Consider the following 17,334-nt stretch of genomic DNA (forward strand, 5'->3'; position numbering starts at 1 on the left):
GAATGTGCGTCGCCATGGTGCGAGCAGTCATTGCAAGGCTCAAGCAGCGACTCCGTTGGTGTTCTTCTGCCAGGCAAGGCTCGCATCCGCCACGAGATGTGTCTGTCCGTTCGTCGTCTCGTAGGTGCTCGTGCCAGTAATCGCCGAACCGTCGTCGAATGCCTGGGCACCGCCGGGGTTGGGAATCAGGTTGACGAGCTTGATGCCGGCCTCGGACATGGTCAGCAGTTCGCCGGCATCGCTCACCCCGTTCTGGTTGCTGTCGCGCCAGATCCGGAATTCACTCCAGCGAGCGTCATTGGCATCAAGAACGTTGTCATGGTTGGTGTCGAAGACTAGACGCAGGYCGTCGAGATCGGACAAGCCCAAGCTGGCGTCCGGATCTGCCCAGCTTGCGAAGGCGATTTCACGCGCCTGATCGATCAAGCCGTCGGCTCCCGGCTCACCATCAGCACCAAGATCAATGGCAAGAAGCCCATCACTTGGGCCGACCCATGCGGTTTTATTTGCCAATCCATCTCCGTCCCAATCGAAGGACGGACTTACGCTACCAGCACCGAGATCAAGGGGGCGAAGATCGACATGTCCGTCGCCGTTCAGGTCCAAGAAGACCGGCCGTTGGGAATTATAGCTCGCGATGACATGTCCGTTCTTATCCCAACGCTTCCACCATTGCAGAGGTGAGTAGGGGGAGTTGGAGTCGTATTCATACTCGGTTCTGCCGCCGTCATCGTTGGCATCGTTCCGACTTGTGAGCCTTCCGTTCCTGTCGTAGTTCAAGCTCGCGGTCGTCCATATTTCTTGGTTATTATAGTCATTATAGATCTTGTGCCATTTACTTGTGTCATCCATCCACTGCCATGTCAGGGAAAGATTACCTGATGCCGTATAATAGTATTCCATACTGCTCCAGTTATACGAACCGGTATAGTCATAGACATAGGCAACGTATGTCCCGTCGTCGTAGTAATTATTCTGTTGGGTCGTGCGTCCCGCTCCGTCCTGAATGACAAGGTAATAAGACCAAGATGCCGCATTGGTCGCATCCCACGTATAGTAATAGGTATATCCATTATCGTAGCGGACATTGCGGTTCGTCTGCCTGCCGGCGGCATCATAGGAGTCTTCGATATACGACCAATCACTCGCGTTTGCCGCATCGTACTGGACGCGATAGCGCGTGCCACTGTCGTTGTTCTGGTCGATAACGGTCGTTCGGCCTGCGGCATCCCAATACTGGGCATATCTTGACCAGGTCGCTGTATTGGCTGGATCAAGACTGACACTGACCCTGGTGCCGTCATCCTGGTAGGATGTGGTGTTGGTCAGGCGATTGCTTGAATCGTAATATTCCTCGATCCGGCTCCACGTCTGGCTGTTGGTGGCGTCGTACTTCACTGCAACGCGTGAACCGTTGTCGTTGATCTGTTCGACAGTCACCTGATTGCCGCGACCATCGAAAGTCTGCTTGTAGGTGGCCCAGCTCTGCGTGTTTGCATTGTCGGTCGTCAGGCGAGACGACAGCACACCGAGCGCATTGACCTGGTCGACCACCGTCTGGGTCGTGGCACTAGTTGCATTCAGGTCGAGCTTCGTCAGCGTGATCGAGCCGTCGATATGCTTCACGGAGGTCTCGGTATGGTCCGTGGTGCCGTTGTTGTCGGCATCCTTGGTGAGCTTGGTGATAAGACCATCGGCACTCGTCGAAAGGGTACCCTTTCCGACGGTTGCGCCGGCCGCTGTGGTTTCGGTCACGACCGTCTCGACGGAACCTTCGATCTGCTGTGTCGACTGCATGACGACCTCGAAGACGCCATCGCCATCATAGTCATAGCGTGTCGTTTTCGTCTTGCCGTCGGCCGAGGTCGTCGTTTCCAGGCGTGCGGCAATCGCCTGCTTCCAGTAGACGCCACCGGACGACAGATAAGAGACGTCGCGCGCGGTGGCGTTGTTGGTCGTCACGCTCGTGGTGTTGCCGAACAGGTCCTTTGTCACAGTCTCCGTCAGGTCGACCGTGTTGTCACCATTGACGTCTCTCGTTGTGGTGGTCTTCTGGCGGTCCGCCGACCATTCGATCGTCGAGGTGGACGCCAGCTTGTTGGTCACGAGGTCGGTATCGGTGCTGGCCTGGGTGCGGCCGCCATCGGCGCGGATCGTATCGTTCACGACACGCTGGCGGTCATTGGTGCCATTGCCGTCGAAGTCCCAGAGGATCGTCGTTTGGCGCCCGTCGGCCGCGACCGTCGTCGTGGTCTTGTCGGCAACTGTGCCGTCGGCCTTGAGATCGGTAATGACGGAGGTCTGGACGCCGGTATTGGCGGTCGTGTTCTGCTGGCGCTGGTCGACGATGCCGTCACCGCTGATGTCGCGCTCGATGGTGACGCGTGCCTTGTCGGCACTCGTCAGCGTCACGGTCTTGTCGGTCAGGACGCTGTTGGCATCCGTCCCGGTTACCGTCACGCGTGTCGCGCCATCGGCAAGCAGCGTTGTTTCCGTCTTCGTGCCCTTGTCTCCAAAGCCTGGCCGGATTTCGGCAGTGCGAACGACGTTGCCGGACTTGTCGACGGTGGTCACCGACTTGGAGATGACCGAACCATCGGCCCTGAGGTTCGTCACCGTGCGTACCCTGGTGCCATCGGCATTGAGCGCCGTCACATCCGTGGAGGTTTGCGAGTAGGTGCCCGCCCCAGCCGGATCCCATTGCCGGCTGACCGACAGGCCGTTGGCGCTGATTGTCGTCACGTAGCGGCTGGTGAGTGTGGTGCCATTGAAGCTCTTCACATCCTGCGTGCGTGAGCCGTCAGCGTTCAAGGTCGTCGTATCGGTGCTCGACTGATCGACGGTGCCATCGCCGCCCTTGTCGAAGTCTGTCTGGATCAAAAGGCCCTTGCCGTCGACAGTCGTCGTCAGGCTATTGGCAAGCGCCAACCCGCTTGAGCCGGCCACGGATTCCTGGACTGTGGTCGTGCGTGCAGCCTTGGTCGTAATTGAGGTCGCAGAAGCGATCCGCTTGTCGACCGTGCCATCGCCGTTGGTGTCGTAGTCGGCGGTGGTGCTCAGGCCGGTGGCCGACGTCGTTACAGTGGTCGAACTCTTGACGGTGCCGGTCGAGATAAGATCCTCGAATTTCTGCTGCTTCGAGCCGTTATTGGCGACAGTTTCGGTGATCCGCTGATCGATGACGCCGTTGCCATCGACGTCCTTCGTGGTTGTCCTCAGGACACCATGGGCATCGGTGGTCGTGATCGTCCGGCTTTCCAGCGATCCGTCGGCTTTCAGGTACGACAGCGTTTCCGTCGTCGCGCCGTTCTGGGCGAGGACGATCGCATCGGTCATCGAGCGCTTTGTCGCGCCGCTCGCGTCCGCCCAGCTCGTCGACTTGGTCCTTCCATCCGCCGAGGTGACCGTCGTCGTCTTCTCGACGAGCGCGCTGTTGGCGTCGAAGCGGGAGGAAACCTGTGTCGTCGTGCCATTGGCGCCGACGGAGCGGGTGCTCGATGTCTGTTCCTCGAAGGTGCCGTTGCCATCGAGGTCGGATTTGGTGGTCTTGGCGAGCCCATTGGCCGACACCGTCAAGATCGCTCGGCTGGCGAGCGTTCCGTCCGCTTTGTAGGTTTCGACTGTACCGGTTGACAGGCCGTTTGCCGCGACAGACACCGTCTCCTTGCGATCGGTCGAGCCATCGCCATCGATATCTGACGTCGCTTGGCTGGACTTGCCATCGGCACTGACCGTTGTGGTCGAATTCGCGATCAGGCTCGCGTCGGCGGCGGTGACCGCATTGGTTTGCGTGATCGAGCCATCGCTGTTGAGTGTCTTGGCCGACAGCGCGCTGCGTTCGAATGTACCGTCGCCGTTTGCGTCAATGTCGGCCCGGATCTGAAGGCCATTGGCGCTGGTCACGGTCCGGGTCTGGGTGGAGAGCGTGTTGTTCGCGCTCTTCGTCGTTATCGTCTGCGTGCGTGAGCCATCGGATCCGAGCACGGTGGTATCCTGCACGGCTATATCGAAGGTATTATCGCCGTTTAGGTCCTGCCGGTTCAGAATCGAGAGACCGTTGCCACTCGTTTGCACGATCTGCCGACTCAACTGACTGCCATCGCCGGATTTGACATAACGGGAGTCCGTCCTGCCACCATCGGTACCAAACGACGTATAATCCTGGATTATGCCATCTCGTACGCCATCGCCATTCAGATCGGTATTGCTCTGTCTAACAAGACCGCTCGCATCAGCAGTCGTCGTCACCTTGCTAATCAGAGTACCATCGGCAGCCAGAAGACTGGTGGCGGAGTCGGTGTTTCCGCCGACAAATTTGTTGGCGCTTTCAATCTTGTCATAGAACCCGTCGCCATTGCTGTCCGTGTTCACGGTCGTATTCTGGCGGCTGGCATAGGTGACCGTATAGACTTGGCTGAGCAGCGTTCCGTCGCCGCTCATTGTCTTGACAGTCTCGGTTCGTTTACCGTCCGAGAGACGGCCGAGTGTGTCGGTGATCTTAAGGTCGGTGACGCCATCGCCGTTGCTGTCGATCGTGGCGGTCTGCGTGAGGCTGTCGGCCGAAGTGGTGGTCCTCGTCGAGTTCAACAGCGTCCCGTCGGCGCTTCTGGATTGAACCAGCTCGGTCTTGCTGCCGTCGGCATTGGCCGTGGTCACATCGGTGGTCACAAGCTCGAACGTGCCATCGCCGTCTGCGTCGATGCTCGTCGTCTTCGACAGGCCGTCGGAAGCCGTTAGGACCGTGACCTTGGAGACAAGCGATCCATCCGCGTTCTGAATGGCAACCGCGTTGTTCCGGTAGCCGTTGCTGAAGGTGCTGATTGCGGTTATGTGATCGGCGGCGCCATCTCCGTCGGTATCGGCCGATTCATTGATGGTCTTGCCGTCGGCGCTTCGTGTCGTCACCACCTTCGACAGCAGGCTGCCATTGGCAGCGGACTTCTGGACTGTCTGCGTCACCGAGCCGTCAGCTGCAACCACGCTGATGTCGCTTGCGACAAGGTCATAGACACCATCGCCCGTCAGGTCGGAAGAGGTTGTCTTCGATCGTCCGTCGGCCGACGTGGTCGCGAGCTCCTTGCCGCGGAGTGTGCCGTCACCGTTATAGACCGACGACGTCATAGAGATTACACCGCCGCTGCCATTTGTCGTCTGTGCCACGGTCTTGGTGTCGACGTAACCGTCGGCGTCTTCGTCGGATGACAGTGTGCTGGTCTTGTTGTCGGCGCTGGTGACCGTGACGTCGCGGCTGAGCAACTTGCCGCCCGAGCTCTTGTCATCGACGGTTTTGGTACGGATGCCATCGCTGCCAATGACTGTCGTCTCAGTGACGATGTCCTCGACCGTGCCGTTGGCATCCACATCGACAGACGTCGTCTTCGTCAGGCCGTTGGCGCTGCTCTCAACCGTTGTCCTGGTGAATACGGTGCCGTTGATGCTGAGCTGTTCGGTCGTCGTGGTGTTCGATCCGTCGGCATAGCGGATATAGGTCTGCCTTTGGTCGGCAACCGTATCGCCGTCCTGATCGACCGACGTCGTCACCGTATTGCGGTCGGCGCTGGTCACCGTCGTCGTCTTGTCGGCGAGCGTTCCGTCGGCATTGAAGTTCGATACCGTCTTGGTGGTGACACCGCTGGCGACTGTCTTGATATTCGTCTGTGAGCGATCGAAGGTGCCATTGCCGTCGTCGTCGAACTTGGTGGAGATGCTCGAGCCGTCGGCACTCGTGGCGATCTGGTTATGGAAGGCCAGGCTGCCGTCGACGTTGGAGCCGTAGATATCCTTGGTCGCCGAGCCGTCGGCATTGGCGACCGTCTCGGTGCGAATCTTGTACTGCGCGTCGTCTGTAGCCAGCACCGCATCGCCGACAGCGCCAGTCGTGCCGTCGGCACGCGTAAAGGTCGTCGTGCCTGTGATTGCAGAGCCGTCCGCAAAGGTCTGGCCGCTGCCCGTGGGTGTCAGGTCGATCGAAGTGATGCCGAGGCTCGCGAGCGTCACCAGTTGGCCGTTGACATCAACCCGGAACTCCGACCAGCGTGCGTCGCCTGCATCCAGCTTTCCGTTGCCATTGGTGTCGAAGACGTGCTTGAGCGCCTCGAGGTCGCCGTTCGCCGACGAATCCCACTCCGTGAACACAAACTCGCTTGAACGGCTAATCTTGCCGTCACCGTCCGCATCAAGAACAAGCACACCGTTGCCCTGACCAGCCCAGGCGGTCTGCTGCTGAAAACCGCTACCGTCGAGATCAATGAATTTCGATGACGAGGAAAGGGTTTCGATGTTGAAACCAATGTTTTGCAAATCCAAAACGACGGGAGTGTTGGCTTGCTGGCCCCAGTTATTTCCAGTCACGGGAGGGGGGCGAAGCGGACTCCTTGGGTTCGCCGGTTGCTGGTTTTTTGCTGGGCTCTTTGATGGACTCCTTGGCATCGGATCGGCAGCCCAGGTGAAGCTACCGTTACCCTTGCTACTGCTGCCGGGGTACGACGTATAAGAGCGCCCACCCCAGTCTCCATAGCCCGTCGTGTACTGATTGTCGCGTGGAGTGTCAGGCCGTGGCGTTGGTGTAACTGTATATGCACGAGGGGTCGGTGTCGGCGTGAAGTTATATCCAGAGGGCCTCGGTGTCGGGGCAACATTGTATCCGCCCCCCGGTGAAATGCCGCTGGAATTCTGTCCGCCGAAATAGCCGCTGCCAGGTCCGCCGCCGCCGAAATATGCGCCCCGGTTGCCAATCGAATCATAACTAAACGGTGATGAAAAGTCGAACGGGCTAACTGGGGAGAGGGGACTGACCGGTGCGATTGGGGCGGGAGCCCTTAGAGGGTTAATATTGGCGGGGGTGAAGTTGATCGGATCGATTGGGGCGGCCTGCAGAATGGCATTAGAGGATTGCCCGAATTCAAAGTTCATCGGCGATGGACGCGATCCAGCATTCAACTCAGCTGGAGTGTCGTATCCAGTATTTCGCCCTGTGTATCCGCTAAATATCCATCCGACGTTCGGGTCATATTTTGTGTAAGGCTGACTATCAAGCGCATAGTCAAGTGCAGTCGGCTGATCGACGGCCGCCCATGAATATTGAGGATACGAAAAGGGTGTTCGGGCAGAGTCAATAAGAGCCGCCTCAAGTGCTTCCAAACCTTTCTCTCCGTAAAATCCGCCTACCAACCCTCCGACAAAACCAAAGCCCGCGCCGACCAACGCACCGGGGCCGGTCCAACTGGTCACAGCCGCCCCTGTTCCCGCCCCTATCAATCCAGCCGCAAAGATCCCAACTCCGGTGCCGATAATACCTCCAACAACGTTTCCTCCGACGCCTGCCGTCTCGATCGCTACCTTGTCAGGGTTTCCCGATCTCACGGCACCTACTATGTCCACCGTCCCCAGAATGAGTTGCCCGGCAAGGCTGAAATGTCCAGTTTCAACTTTTGCTGCTGCTGTCACATACTCCATGACACTAGAGGCGGCACCGTAAGTCGCGCTGAATGCCAAATTAGCCCAAGCGGGCATATTTCTTGAAGGTCCTTTAGTATTGCTGTCCGAACCGGCCATCAGGCTCTCCTATTCGCGTATTTTTACACGTTTCAACAATAAAACCGTTGCGGAGATCGTGCCGGTTATTATTGTCGACCAGAATATATTTAAGGCGGTCATGGTGAATGCGTTACCTATAGCTATGGTCGAAGCGCCGTTGCCATAAATGGGAAGAGGAAACAGGAACAGGAACGTGGAAAACGAGAATATTAACGTCACCGACTTGACGGTGATATTTTTATAGCTAGAGACAGAAATACTTCTTTCCCCGATGCGCGCAGTAATAATGTAGAATGAAATTATCGCGGTTTTGATAATTGTAAAAAATACTATAGCAAACGATAGGCATGCGTATAGATCCACCTGATTTGGATAGTTGTCAGGCAGCCAGCGCAACTCAAAACGATACTTCGGGAGAAAATCCAACACGAATGTTAGTTTATAAGAGATATTTTCGACCAAGTCTGCTCTCACGAGCCAAATGACAACGATCAAAGCGGACAACGCGAACAGACCCAGCGGCGCTCGGCAAATATAAGTGTCGTACCTGTCGAGAAATTTCTCGTTTTCAAGGCCGTCCAAAAGCTCAACATTGAACAATCGTTTAAATAACATATTGCCCACACACCAAATATTCGAGCCTACGATTATTTCTTCTTCAATAACAAGCCAAAGCGGTCTCAAAGTGTATTTCATTGTCACGGAAATCTACGATTGCTAAACTCGGCGGCGATTGTCAAGAGTTTGCAAGCAAAAATTGAGATAAATTTGTTGGAAGTGATACTGTTTATATATTTGAGAGCAGAGGCTGTTATCAAGCGCAAGGATTACATATGTTGAGCTCAATCACCGGTAAACGCGCTGAAGACGTAAGGCTAGCCGTTCTGGGTCCTCCTAAAGTCCAACTAGCCTCGACCAACGTACTGAAATGATCCACGCCGCTAGTCCGGAATGCAGCTGCGTGCTGCGGTGTACAGCTGACTTTTATTGCTATTTGCCTCCAACTTCTCAATAGCGCGCCTCGCCAGTTGTTCCTTCCCGCCGAGGTAGTGAGCATCGAGGATCTGAGCCACATCTCTCATTGAATGTCCGGTGATCGCTCCAATTTCAGCTGCCGTGCAGCCTGCGATGGCCAACCGCGTCACCGCGGTCCCGCGCAAGTCATGGAACGTCAGCCCTTCGATGCCGGCCGCAATACGCGCCGCTCGCCAGCTGGTGTCGAATCCGGCGGACGTCCATGATGCACCTTTCGAATTCACGAGGATCGTTTCGGCAAGCCGCGGCCTTCCATCAAGCGCAGTGTGCAGTGCGGTCGTCACCGGTATGACAAGCCTCGCTCCTGTCTTGCTCTGCTTGAACCGGATGACGTCACCATCGTAGGCGCTCCACTTGACCGCCAGCAGATCCCCCTTTCGTTGGCCAGTGGCCAGCGCCATCGTGATGGCCAGACGAAGCGGCGGCGATGCGATAGCCTCGAACTTCTCGACATCGCTTTCGCTCCAGATCTTTTCTCGGCGATCGGCGCGGTAAAGCCTGCCGCCGCGTTCGGCGATGTTGGTCGACAGCAAGCCGCGGTCTTTGCCAAACGACAGCACGCGCGCAAGAGTAGTCCAAGCATAGTCCGCGGCCCGCTGATGCTCAGCGTAACCATCACGCCAAGATTTGAATTTGCCCCTCGTTGCCTTCGACTCGAGCTGCGCAAAAGTCAGCTCGCCGAATTTGGCACGGACATCGTCGAGATAGCGATCATATTCGCGCCGACTGCTGGCCGACTTCGATTTGAAGTCGGACGAGCCGCGGAAAGCCGTGATCAATCCTGCCATTGTCGTCGGCGTTGGGTTTCGCCGGGCCTCGCGGGCCGCGATATAAGCCGCCGGCAGAGCTGGGTCGTCTGGTTGGATGGGCGAGTCGTCCTTATGCTTCATGAGTGGACCGCCGCGCCATGGGTAGCAGTAATAGATGGTCTGGCCGTCGGCTAACGTCTTGCGGACCTTCGTGAGGCCTTTGAGGGTTCGGGTTGCTGTCATGGCGTCGTCTTTCCGTGGTGCCATAGATTGATACGCTTCGCCTCTTCCGTCCCCGCCTCGGTCACGATCCATACCGTATCGCCCTCTCGATCCTTTCCTTCGGCCGCAATCGCGCCTTTTTGGACGAGCCTCTCCATCGTGAACGAACCGGCGTTAGGGATTGCCACGTGCGTCTGAGCGTCAGGGTGGGCGACCATGTAGAGCAAGGTTGCCTGGCACCGGCCGTCGAGACCCAACTGAGGTTTACGGTCGTCGCGCCGTTCTCTTTTCGATCGGTCCCACACATCAGAATTTTCCGGTCCGTCAGGTGCTTGGATGTAGCTCTTGTCGATGCCGAGATACTGGTTGTACCATTTGCGTATTAGCGGCACCGGTCGGCCGCCGTGCAGCACATCAACCGGTGGAAAACCCTTGCCGTCGAGTAACCGCAGGGCGCCCCGTTTCCACGCTGATGCTCTGGATTTGCCTACTATGGCGATGGCGATCTCATCGTCAGTTGCGAAAAGCGGCAGACGATCGAATGGGCTTGGCGGAAAAGTCATTTGCTCTCCCTGTCTCGCGCGCGACGGGCTTGTCGAAGCGCGGCCAGAGCCTGTTCGCCTGTCCGAATTGCCGTTAGCCGATCGCGCCTGCCGGTCTTCGTTTCTTCCTTCAGCAGCCGCGGAATGTCATCGACCGACACCAGCATTGTGCGTCCGATTTTCTTGCCGATACCGACGCGTTTGGCCTTCTCCCACACGGTGCGAGCCGTGATGTGAACGCCGGTGGACGCAGAAATGCGCTCGGCGATCTGTTGCGGAGTGCGAAGGTTGTCCAGGAGGTCGGTCACTGCAATGATCCACTAAAACACATTGAAACACTTGCCGTCGGCACGAATGCCGAAAGCTTCTTAGGTGTCTCCTCAGTGTGGTGGACAGGCCGGATGGCCTTTGCGGATTGGTGGGCCGCGGTTAGAAGGTATTAAGCTGAATTGGAGCGGTCAAGTGCGGCGTCCCCTTGTATCCATACGGCAAGGCGACATCTTGTTCACAATCGTAGCGACGACGGAAATGACAGGATGACGAGGCTTCGACTTGCAATGGCGGGCATGCTGATCGGCCTGGCCGTGCTGGCTTCGGCGTGCGAAACGCATCGGGCTACAAATAGTCCTGACTTTCAGTATCAGCCAAGGAATTCGGTGAACCCTGCCTGCGCCCATGGCTTCAGGCCGACGAACGCGCTGTCGTGCAGCTATTAAAGCAAGATCTGTCAATACCGCGCAACGCTACGCGTTGCCGTCGACTTCGCCATCCTCATCCAGCAAGTGCACCGGCAGGTAGGCGCTCTTCTCCATCCATTCCCGAACGATAAATCTGATCGCGTCATTGCGCGTCAGGCCCAACTCGCCGGTAAGGTCTCGAAGCACTTCTTCCACGTCATCGTCCAGGGCAATCGACCCGGCATTGCGTAGCCGCAGAGCCGCGCGTCGCAGCATAATCTGAAGATCAGGGCGGGAAATGTCGGCAATTCGGTTGGCGGCGTCCTCAAGGAGCGTGGCGGTATCTGTGTTGGTCATCCGCGTCATTGTCCGAAGATCGCGGCGATGCGATCGAGATCACCAAGGATAATTTCGGCTGGCACTGGCTCGGTCTTGTGGATGCGAAACCAATCGGCGGCGGCCTTCACTCGTTCGCCGGCCGGACCATCGTAGGTGCCGAGTCTGCCGATCCATTCTCTCACGGTCTCGCGCTCCATGCGTCCGGCTTTGTAACGGTCGTGGACTGTTTTAGCGGAGGCCAATAAATCGGGGATGTTGTTCATGAGGTCGTGCCTATTCCATCCTGTCGCGCAAGCGAACGCCAGGACCATTCCCATTCTGCTCAATGAACAGAATTCCTGCCGTCGTCAGAGATGATTTGATCTTTGCGCTTGTCACCGAGTTTAAGCCGCCCCGCTCGTTCTCGAAACGCGTGATTGTTGCCGTCGTCACTCCCGCCAGATCAGCGAGATCGCGCACCCCAATTTTTAATGCGGCGCGAGCCATCCTCAATTGTGCCGGTGTCATGATTGTTACCCTGTGACAAATAATTATTACGGGGTGTTGACTTCGCATTTGTCACCCTGTATCAAATACCTATTACACCGTAACAAGTCAACGAGGATGCGCCCAATGACGATGCACACGAGGATCAACCCTGCCGACAGAACCTTGCTCCCGCGCGGACTCATCGAAAGACGAGGCTCCGCTGCACTTCCCATAGCACTGGCCGCTGCCCCTGTTCGCCGGCGATGCGTTTACCGCGCCAACCCCTGGCGGTTCGCAGTTGGTCAGATGGTCCGGCTGGGGATACTCCCCGGCATCATCCATGGAAGAAGAAGGACCGCCCTTGGCAGGGAGGTCTACACCGTCCGCGTCATCGGCGAAAATTATGGTCGTGAGTTTCGCGACATCCTTGGCTTCGCTCTAGCCCTCGAGGCTGACCATGGGCAAACGAATCAGCCGATCGGTCCTGCTTAAGCTGTTTGATCGGCAGGATGGCCGGTGCTGCTATTGCGGTCGCTTTGTTATCGTGAGCGCAGACTACGACACGCAACAATGGCCAGACGCGGCCACGATCGAGCATCTACGGCGCAGGGCAGACGGAGGGAGCAATGCCCCTCACAATCTCGCAATGGCCTGCAAACGATGCAACCAAGAGCGTGGCGCAATGGATTGGCTGACCTATGCCACCTTCCGCCGCGGCGAATTTACCGAATTCATGGCGGCTATCACGAGATCGCCTAACCAATAGCCTCTGGCGGGAGGCTGCTCTGCCCGTCGTCGAGCCGCATCGGCGGCGGGCATCCCAACACCGATGGCCGGCGCGATCACCACCTGCGCCTACACCAGCATTGCGGCCAGACCAAATTACCATGCCACCACAAGCGAGCCGTTGGCCTCACCAGCCGACGGCATTTCTGTTCCGTCTACGGTTAGCTGACTAGGCGTGCGTGCTTCATGCGCTCTTTGCACGTATCTGTGCGTATCCACTTAAAACCAATCCATCGCGCCGCAAATGAAGTAGAGTTGCGCATGATTCTACTTCAGAGGGTATGAACTGTTCGGTTCGTTCTTGGCTCTAGGTCGTGTTGACAAAGTGGATTCCCAAATCGGCTGAAGCGTGATTCAAGACTGCTTTTTAGGAGGCAGTATTGGCGCGAGGCGATTTGAGCGACGAGGAATGGCGTGTAATCGAGCCGTTCCTACCCAGGGAACGGGGACGCAAGTCGCGGCCCGCTCACGATAATCGGCGCTTTTTAAACGGGATGCTGCACGTCCTGCGCGTTGGCTGCCCGTGGCGCGACATGCACGAACGCTACGGCAAATGGAACTCTGTCTATGTCCGTTTCCGACGGTGGGCAGAACAAGGCGTCTGGGACGCTCTGCTTGAGACCCTTGTGGAGCTTGGCTTAACCGACGACTGGCAGCATATGATCGACAGCACGACCGTTCGGGGTCATTCGCAGGCTGCTGGCGCAAAAGGGGGACTGATAAGGAGGCTTTTGGTCGATCACGCGGCGGCTTTACGACAAAAATCCACGCCCGAGCAGACGGTCAGGGACGCCCTCTAGGCTTTGTCCTGACCGGCGGTGAGGCATCGGACTAGAAGGCCGTTCCCCAACTTCTTGCTATTCCCGTCAGCAGACCGCGCAAAATGCTGGCGGACAAGGGATATGATGCGGATGCAATCCGCGAGGAACTCCTGCTGCATGGCACCCGTCCTGTTATCCCATCGCGCTCGACGCGGAAGCGCCCGCTACCGTGCGATTACGTTGCATACAAAGACCGGAACCGCATCGAACGAATGTTTAACAGACTCAAACAGTTCAGGCGCATCGCTACGCGCTATGACAAGACGAGGATGTCGTTTGCTGGCTTCCTGGCGTTGGCCTCAGCCAAACTCTGGTTGCCCTTCATTTGCGCACAGGCTTAGGGCGCTCTTTCTCCGCTCCCCAGAAAGAAAGCCGCGCGTCTGGCGCTTCCTTGTGAACCGCAATCTGCATATGAGCCCGAAGCTCCTTGCGGAAACGTGAGGCGTTGCGTGCTCCCCAGACGCCGACGAAGCAATCCCCGGACGCATCGTTCTTGAAGACTGCCGCCCCACCAAAGGCAGAAGACAGGCCACCTTCGCCAACGACACCTCCGTTACCGTAAACTGCAACAACGCAATCCAACGGTGCAACGCTGACCACTGTATCGCCCGATGGGGCAAATCCTGCGCTTCTGAAAAGGTAGACGGGACAAGGAGAAGTCATCATTCCCCGAGCATATCTCCGTCATCGGAGACCACAAGCTCCTGATGTAACTTTGTCAACACGACCTAGTTTTTCGACTTATCGCGGTTTTCTATTGCACTCAACTTGTCAGCGGGCAATTTCGAATAAACTTCGTCGACGTGCTTAGGTTCTGAGATCATCTTCTCAACAATCAGATTGAAGAAGCGAAACAAGCTTATTGCGGTCTCAGGATCATCATTAAGATCAATTGTGCCGGGATGCACGGCCTCATTTCCGACTACTCGAAGAACATCCAAGGCTTTCTGAATGCGTGATCCAATCCTTTCCTCACGAGCGATGCGATGTCGTCGTTGATGTTCTTGCCAGGTTCTCCCAAGTGTTTGCATAGCTTCTGAATACCAAGACGAAGCAAAGCAGCAGATCCTCTGGGAGACGTAGCTAAGATTGACGCCGCTTCCTTATAGTCAACAGCTATGTGCGCCGGTGTGTCGGAATTCATATTGATAGTGAAATTGGCGTCCGGATAGACCAACCTGTCAGCTATCCACATACTCGATTTTCGGCAATTTGCGCAAACTGCGATGTAGGCATTTGCCACCAGTGTCTGTGAATGCTTGCTTCCTGGGTAAAGAACTGGCTGGAGTGCCCCCCATTTCGCCGGACAGATCAGCTATTGAGACAATGCTTTGATGAACTCCCTTGGGGAGGCCATTTTCAGCGCTGAGTGTGGGTGGATTTCATTATACAACACGACGACAGAACACCCACGGGACCGAGGTTCGCGAGCTTTTGTATCCGTGGCATCCCTGGTCCGGGCGGCTCGTTCACGTGCATGATTCGGTGTCCAAAGGGACGCATATTTTCCGCTGCAGCCTTTCTGGTTCTTCTTCTGGTCGACTTCTTGAGGTCCCGTTGTGGATGTTCGACCGATCAGTGAGTGGTTGTTGGCGCAGCCTGCCGGTTCCGCACGTCGATCTCGCAAGCCTGCATATTTTGGCAAGATTGCTGAAGGACGCTGATGCCTCATCGCAATCTTCGGTAATGGGCGCAGCATTGGTCTCTCACGAAACGAGTCGGAGAGATGTTCATGCCTCGCCAGCCCATGACATGCCAGTTCGATCTGTTCTCGGCCCCGCAGCGGGGGAAGACGGCAGGGACGCCGCAATGGCCGGAGTTGCCGGAGGAGACCCGCCAAGCGTTGACGGTGCTCATCGTGCGGCTGTTCGTCGATCACGCAAAGTGCGGACATGCCTCCCAACAGAAGGAGGCCGGTCATGATGCATGAGAAGATCGGGCCGCATCATCTGGAGCGGAAGGCCATCCTCTATGTTCGGCAGTCCTCGGCTCACCAGGTTCTGCACAATCGAGAGAGCAGCGCCCTCCAATACGCCATGCGCGACCGTCTGGCAGCGCTTGGATGGTCACATATAGAAACGGTGGACGACGACCTTGGTCGTTCGGCCGCCGGCGGCGTGACCCGCGCTGGATTTGATCGGATGGTGGCGGAAGTCTGCCTTGGCAAGGTCGGCGCCGTGGCCGCGCGTGAGGTATCGCGCTTCGCCCGGAACAGCCGCGATTGGCAGCAACTCATCGAGATGTGCCGCGTTGTCGATACCGTCCTGGTCGATCAGGAAGCAGTTTATGCGCCCCGCCAGGGCAACGACCGCCTGCTCTTGGGTTTGAAGGGCAGCCTCAACGAATATGAACTCGATCTCTTGCGTCAGCGTTCCCTTTCCGCCCGCTATGAGAAGGCTCGCCGCGGTGAGCTCGTCGTCACTGTTCCGGCCGGCTTCGTAAAGGCCGGTGATAGGATCGAGAAGGATCCCGACCGACGCATCCAGGAAGCCATCGCACTCGTCTTCAACAAGGTCACCGAACTCGGGAGTGCCCGGCAGGCCTTGCTATGGTTCCTTGAGCAGGGGTTGGACCTGCCCGTCAGGTGCGCCAACGGTGACGTCATCTGGCGCAGGCCAAATTATGCCACCATCCACCGGATGATTGCGAACCCGATCTACGGCGGCGCTTATGCTTATGGTAAGAGTCGTTCCGTACCGGGATACGATGGCCGATCTGGAATTCGCCGCAAGGCGCGTGATGAATGGCTTGCCCTGATCCCGGACGCGCACGAAGGTTACATCAGTTGGGAACGGGCGGAGGAGATCCGCAAGATGGTCAGCGACAATGTACCGGCCAGTCGCCATCATGGAGCGCCGAAGCATGGCGACGCTTTGCTTGCCGGTCTGTTCCGCTGCAAAAGGTGCGGCCGGAAGCTGACGGTTCGTTACACAGGCGCCAACCATAACATCCCGCGCTATTCCTGTTGGCGCGGTCTACTCGATAATGGCGAACCACGTCGCATCGCCTTCGGCGGTCTGCGGGTCGATGATGCGATCGAGGAGGCGCTGCTCGGCGTGGTCGAACCAGGAGCCATTGCCGCCGCCATCGAGGCGGAACGCAATATGGCCAGCCAACGCGATCAGGTTCAGGATGTCCTGCTTCGCGACCTCGAGGCAGCACGCTATGGAGCCGACCGGGCATTCCGGCAATATGACGCGGCCGATCCGGAGAACAGACTTGTAACGTCTGAGCTCGAAGCGCGCTGGAATAAGACACTCGCACGCGTCGGCGAGATCGAGGCCAGGATTGCCAAACATCGGACAGTTACGCCGCAGCCGTTCCCCATGTCCGCATCACAGGTAACCGCACTTGCGGGAAACCTTCGCACCGTCTGGACGGCGCCGACAACCGATGCAAGGCTGAAGAAGCGCATCGTGCGCACGCTCATCAATGAAGTGGTCGCCGATCTCGATGATGGAACCTCTGAGATCGTCCTCGTCATTCATTGGGTTGGAGGCGTCCACACCGAGCTGCGCCTGCCGAAGCGACGCCGTGGCCAAAGAAACGCGACCCCTGACGACATTGTCGACGCTGTCAGACAGCTCGTCTTGATCGCCAATGATGATGTGATTGCCGGTGTCCTCAATCGCAACGGACTGACGACCGGCAATGGCAATCGCTGGACACGGGAGCGGGTCACCGCGCTGAGGTCATATCGCAAGATTCCGGTCTTCCGTCCCCAGATCGACGGGGTCGAGCCGTGGCTTAATCTGGGCGGTGCGGCGAAGTTGCTCGGGATAACGCCAAAGACGCTGCGTCTGGCGGCCGAGGCGGGCGATATTGAGGGGGTTCATCCGCTACCCGATGGCCCATGGATCTTCAGCCGTTCCAAACTCGCGACCCCACAAGCACGTCAGATCCTCAATCGTGCCCGGAAGAACCCTCGCCACCCCGCGGGATCGCCTCCAGATCAGGAAAACCTATTCCCTTCAATGACATAGAAAGATGGGTGTCATGAAACAGGATTGTAGTCTTCGATCCATCCGTCGATCTTCCGGAGGGCTGTTGCGGCGTCCGGAATGGGTGAGATGCGTATGTAGTCCCGCTTCAGGGTTTTGACGAAAGCCTCCGACATGCCGTTGGACTGAGGGCTGGCCACGGGTGTGAAGCATGGGAT

12 protein-coding genes and 1 pseudogene are annotated in these 17,334 nt (G+C 57.4%); 4 read left to right on the forward strand and 9 right to left on the reverse strand.

All coding sequences use genetic code 11. The features are described from left to right. Window positions 1-39: 39 nt before the first annotated feature. From AC1DUP_RS14920 to AC1DUP_RS14955, 8 genes are all read right to left on the reverse strand, one after another. Window positions 40-6,300, reverse strand: a complete 6,261-nt coding sequence (locus tag AC1DUP_RS14920) for a beta strand repeat-containing protein (RefSeq protein WP_477833021.1) — start codon at window positions 6,298-6,300, stop codon at window positions 40-42. A gap of 1,263 nt (window positions 6,301-7,563) precedes the next feature. Next, on the reverse strand, window positions 7,564-8,232 hold the full coding sequence (locus tag AC1DUP_RS14925) for a hypothetical protein (protein WP_477833022.1): 669 nt from the start codon (window positions 8,230-8,232) through the stop codon (window positions 7,564-7,566). A gap of 245 nt (window positions 8,233-8,477) precedes the next feature. Further along, window positions 8,478-9,563 carry a tyrosine-type recombinase/integrase gene (locus tag AC1DUP_RS14930; protein WP_477833023.1) on the reverse strand — a complete coding sequence of 362 codons (1,086 nt, stop codon included), beginning with the start codon at window positions 9,561-9,563 and terminating at the stop codon, window positions 8,478-8,480. After that, a complete protein-coding gene (locus AC1DUP_RS14935; RefSeq protein WP_477833024.1) occupies window positions 9,560-10,105 on the reverse strand; it encodes a hypothetical protein in 546 nt (181 codons plus the stop codon). The genes AC1DUP_RS14930 and AC1DUP_RS14935 overlap by 4 nt, the downstream gene beginning before the upstream one ends. Next, window positions 10,102-10,392: a hypothetical protein gene (locus AC1DUP_RS14940; protein ID WP_477833025.1), complete on the reverse strand. Its 291-nt coding sequence runs from the start codon at window positions 10,390-10,392 to the stop codon at window positions 10,102-10,104. Before AC1DUP_RS14940 ends, AC1DUP_RS14935 begins: the two co-directional genes overlap by 4 nt. A 435-nt stretch (window positions 10,393-10,827) precedes the next feature. Further along, a complete protein-coding gene (locus AC1DUP_RS14945; RefSeq protein ID WP_477833026.1) occupies window positions 10,828-11,118 on the reverse strand; it encodes a CopG family transcriptional regulator in 291 nt (96 codons plus the stop codon). A gap of 5 nt (window positions 11,119-11,123) precedes the next feature. Further along, window positions 11,124-11,363 carry a hypothetical protein gene (locus AC1DUP_RS14950; RefSeq protein ID WP_477833027.1) on the reverse strand — a complete coding sequence of 80 codons (240 nt, stop codon included), beginning with the start codon at window positions 11,361-11,363 and terminating at the stop codon, window positions 11,124-11,126. 10 nt (window positions 11,364-11,373) lie between these two features. Continuing rightward, window positions 11,374-11,607 (reverse strand): helix-turn-helix domain-containing protein, encoded by a 234-nt coding sequence (locus AC1DUP_RS14955; RefSeq protein WP_477833028.1) that lies wholly within the window; start codon window positions 11,605-11,607, stop codon window positions 11,374-11,376. 418 nt (window positions 11,608-12,025) lie between these two features. Between AC1DUP_RS14955 and AC1DUP_RS14960 the strand changes: the two genes are divergently transcribed. The 4 genes and pseudogenes from AC1DUP_RS14960 to AC1DUP_RS14975 all read left to right on the forward strand — a co-directional run bounded on the left by AC1DUP_RS14960 (window position 12,026) and on the right by AC1DUP_RS14975 (window position 17,158). After that, window positions 12,026-12,334 (forward strand): HNH endonuclease, encoded by a 309-nt coding sequence (locus AC1DUP_RS14960; RefSeq protein ID WP_477833029.1) that lies wholly within the window; start codon window positions 12,026-12,028, stop codon window positions 12,332-12,334. A 400-nt stretch (window positions 12,335-12,734) separates the two neighbouring features. Further along, window positions 12,735-13,516: pseudogene (locus tag AC1DUP_RS14965) on the forward strand (IS5 family transposase). A gap of 1,391 nt (window positions 13,517-14,907) precedes the next feature. Beyond that, window positions 14,908-15,105 carry a hypothetical protein gene (locus AC1DUP_RS14970; protein WP_041936667.1) on the forward strand — a complete coding sequence of 66 codons (198 nt, stop codon included), beginning with the start codon at window positions 14,908-14,910 and terminating at the stop codon, window positions 15,103-15,105. Next, on the forward strand, window positions 15,095-17,158 hold the full coding sequence (locus tag AC1DUP_RS14975; protein WP_477833030.1) for a recombinase family protein: 2,064 nt from the start codon (window positions 15,095-15,097) through the stop codon (window positions 17,156-17,158). The genes AC1DUP_RS14970 and AC1DUP_RS14975 overlap by 11 nt, the downstream gene beginning before the upstream one ends. 11 nt (window positions 17,159-17,169) lie before the next feature. On the opposite strand, the gene AC1DUP_RS14980 is transcribed toward AC1DUP_RS14975, so the two are convergent. After that, window positions 17,170-17,334, reverse strand: a 165-nt coding sequence (locus tag AC1DUP_RS14980) for an integrase core domain-containing protein (RefSeq protein WP_477833036.1), incomplete at its 5' end; no start/stop codon positions are given.

The organism is Rhizobium sp. 01L419, from assembly GCF_056400025.1.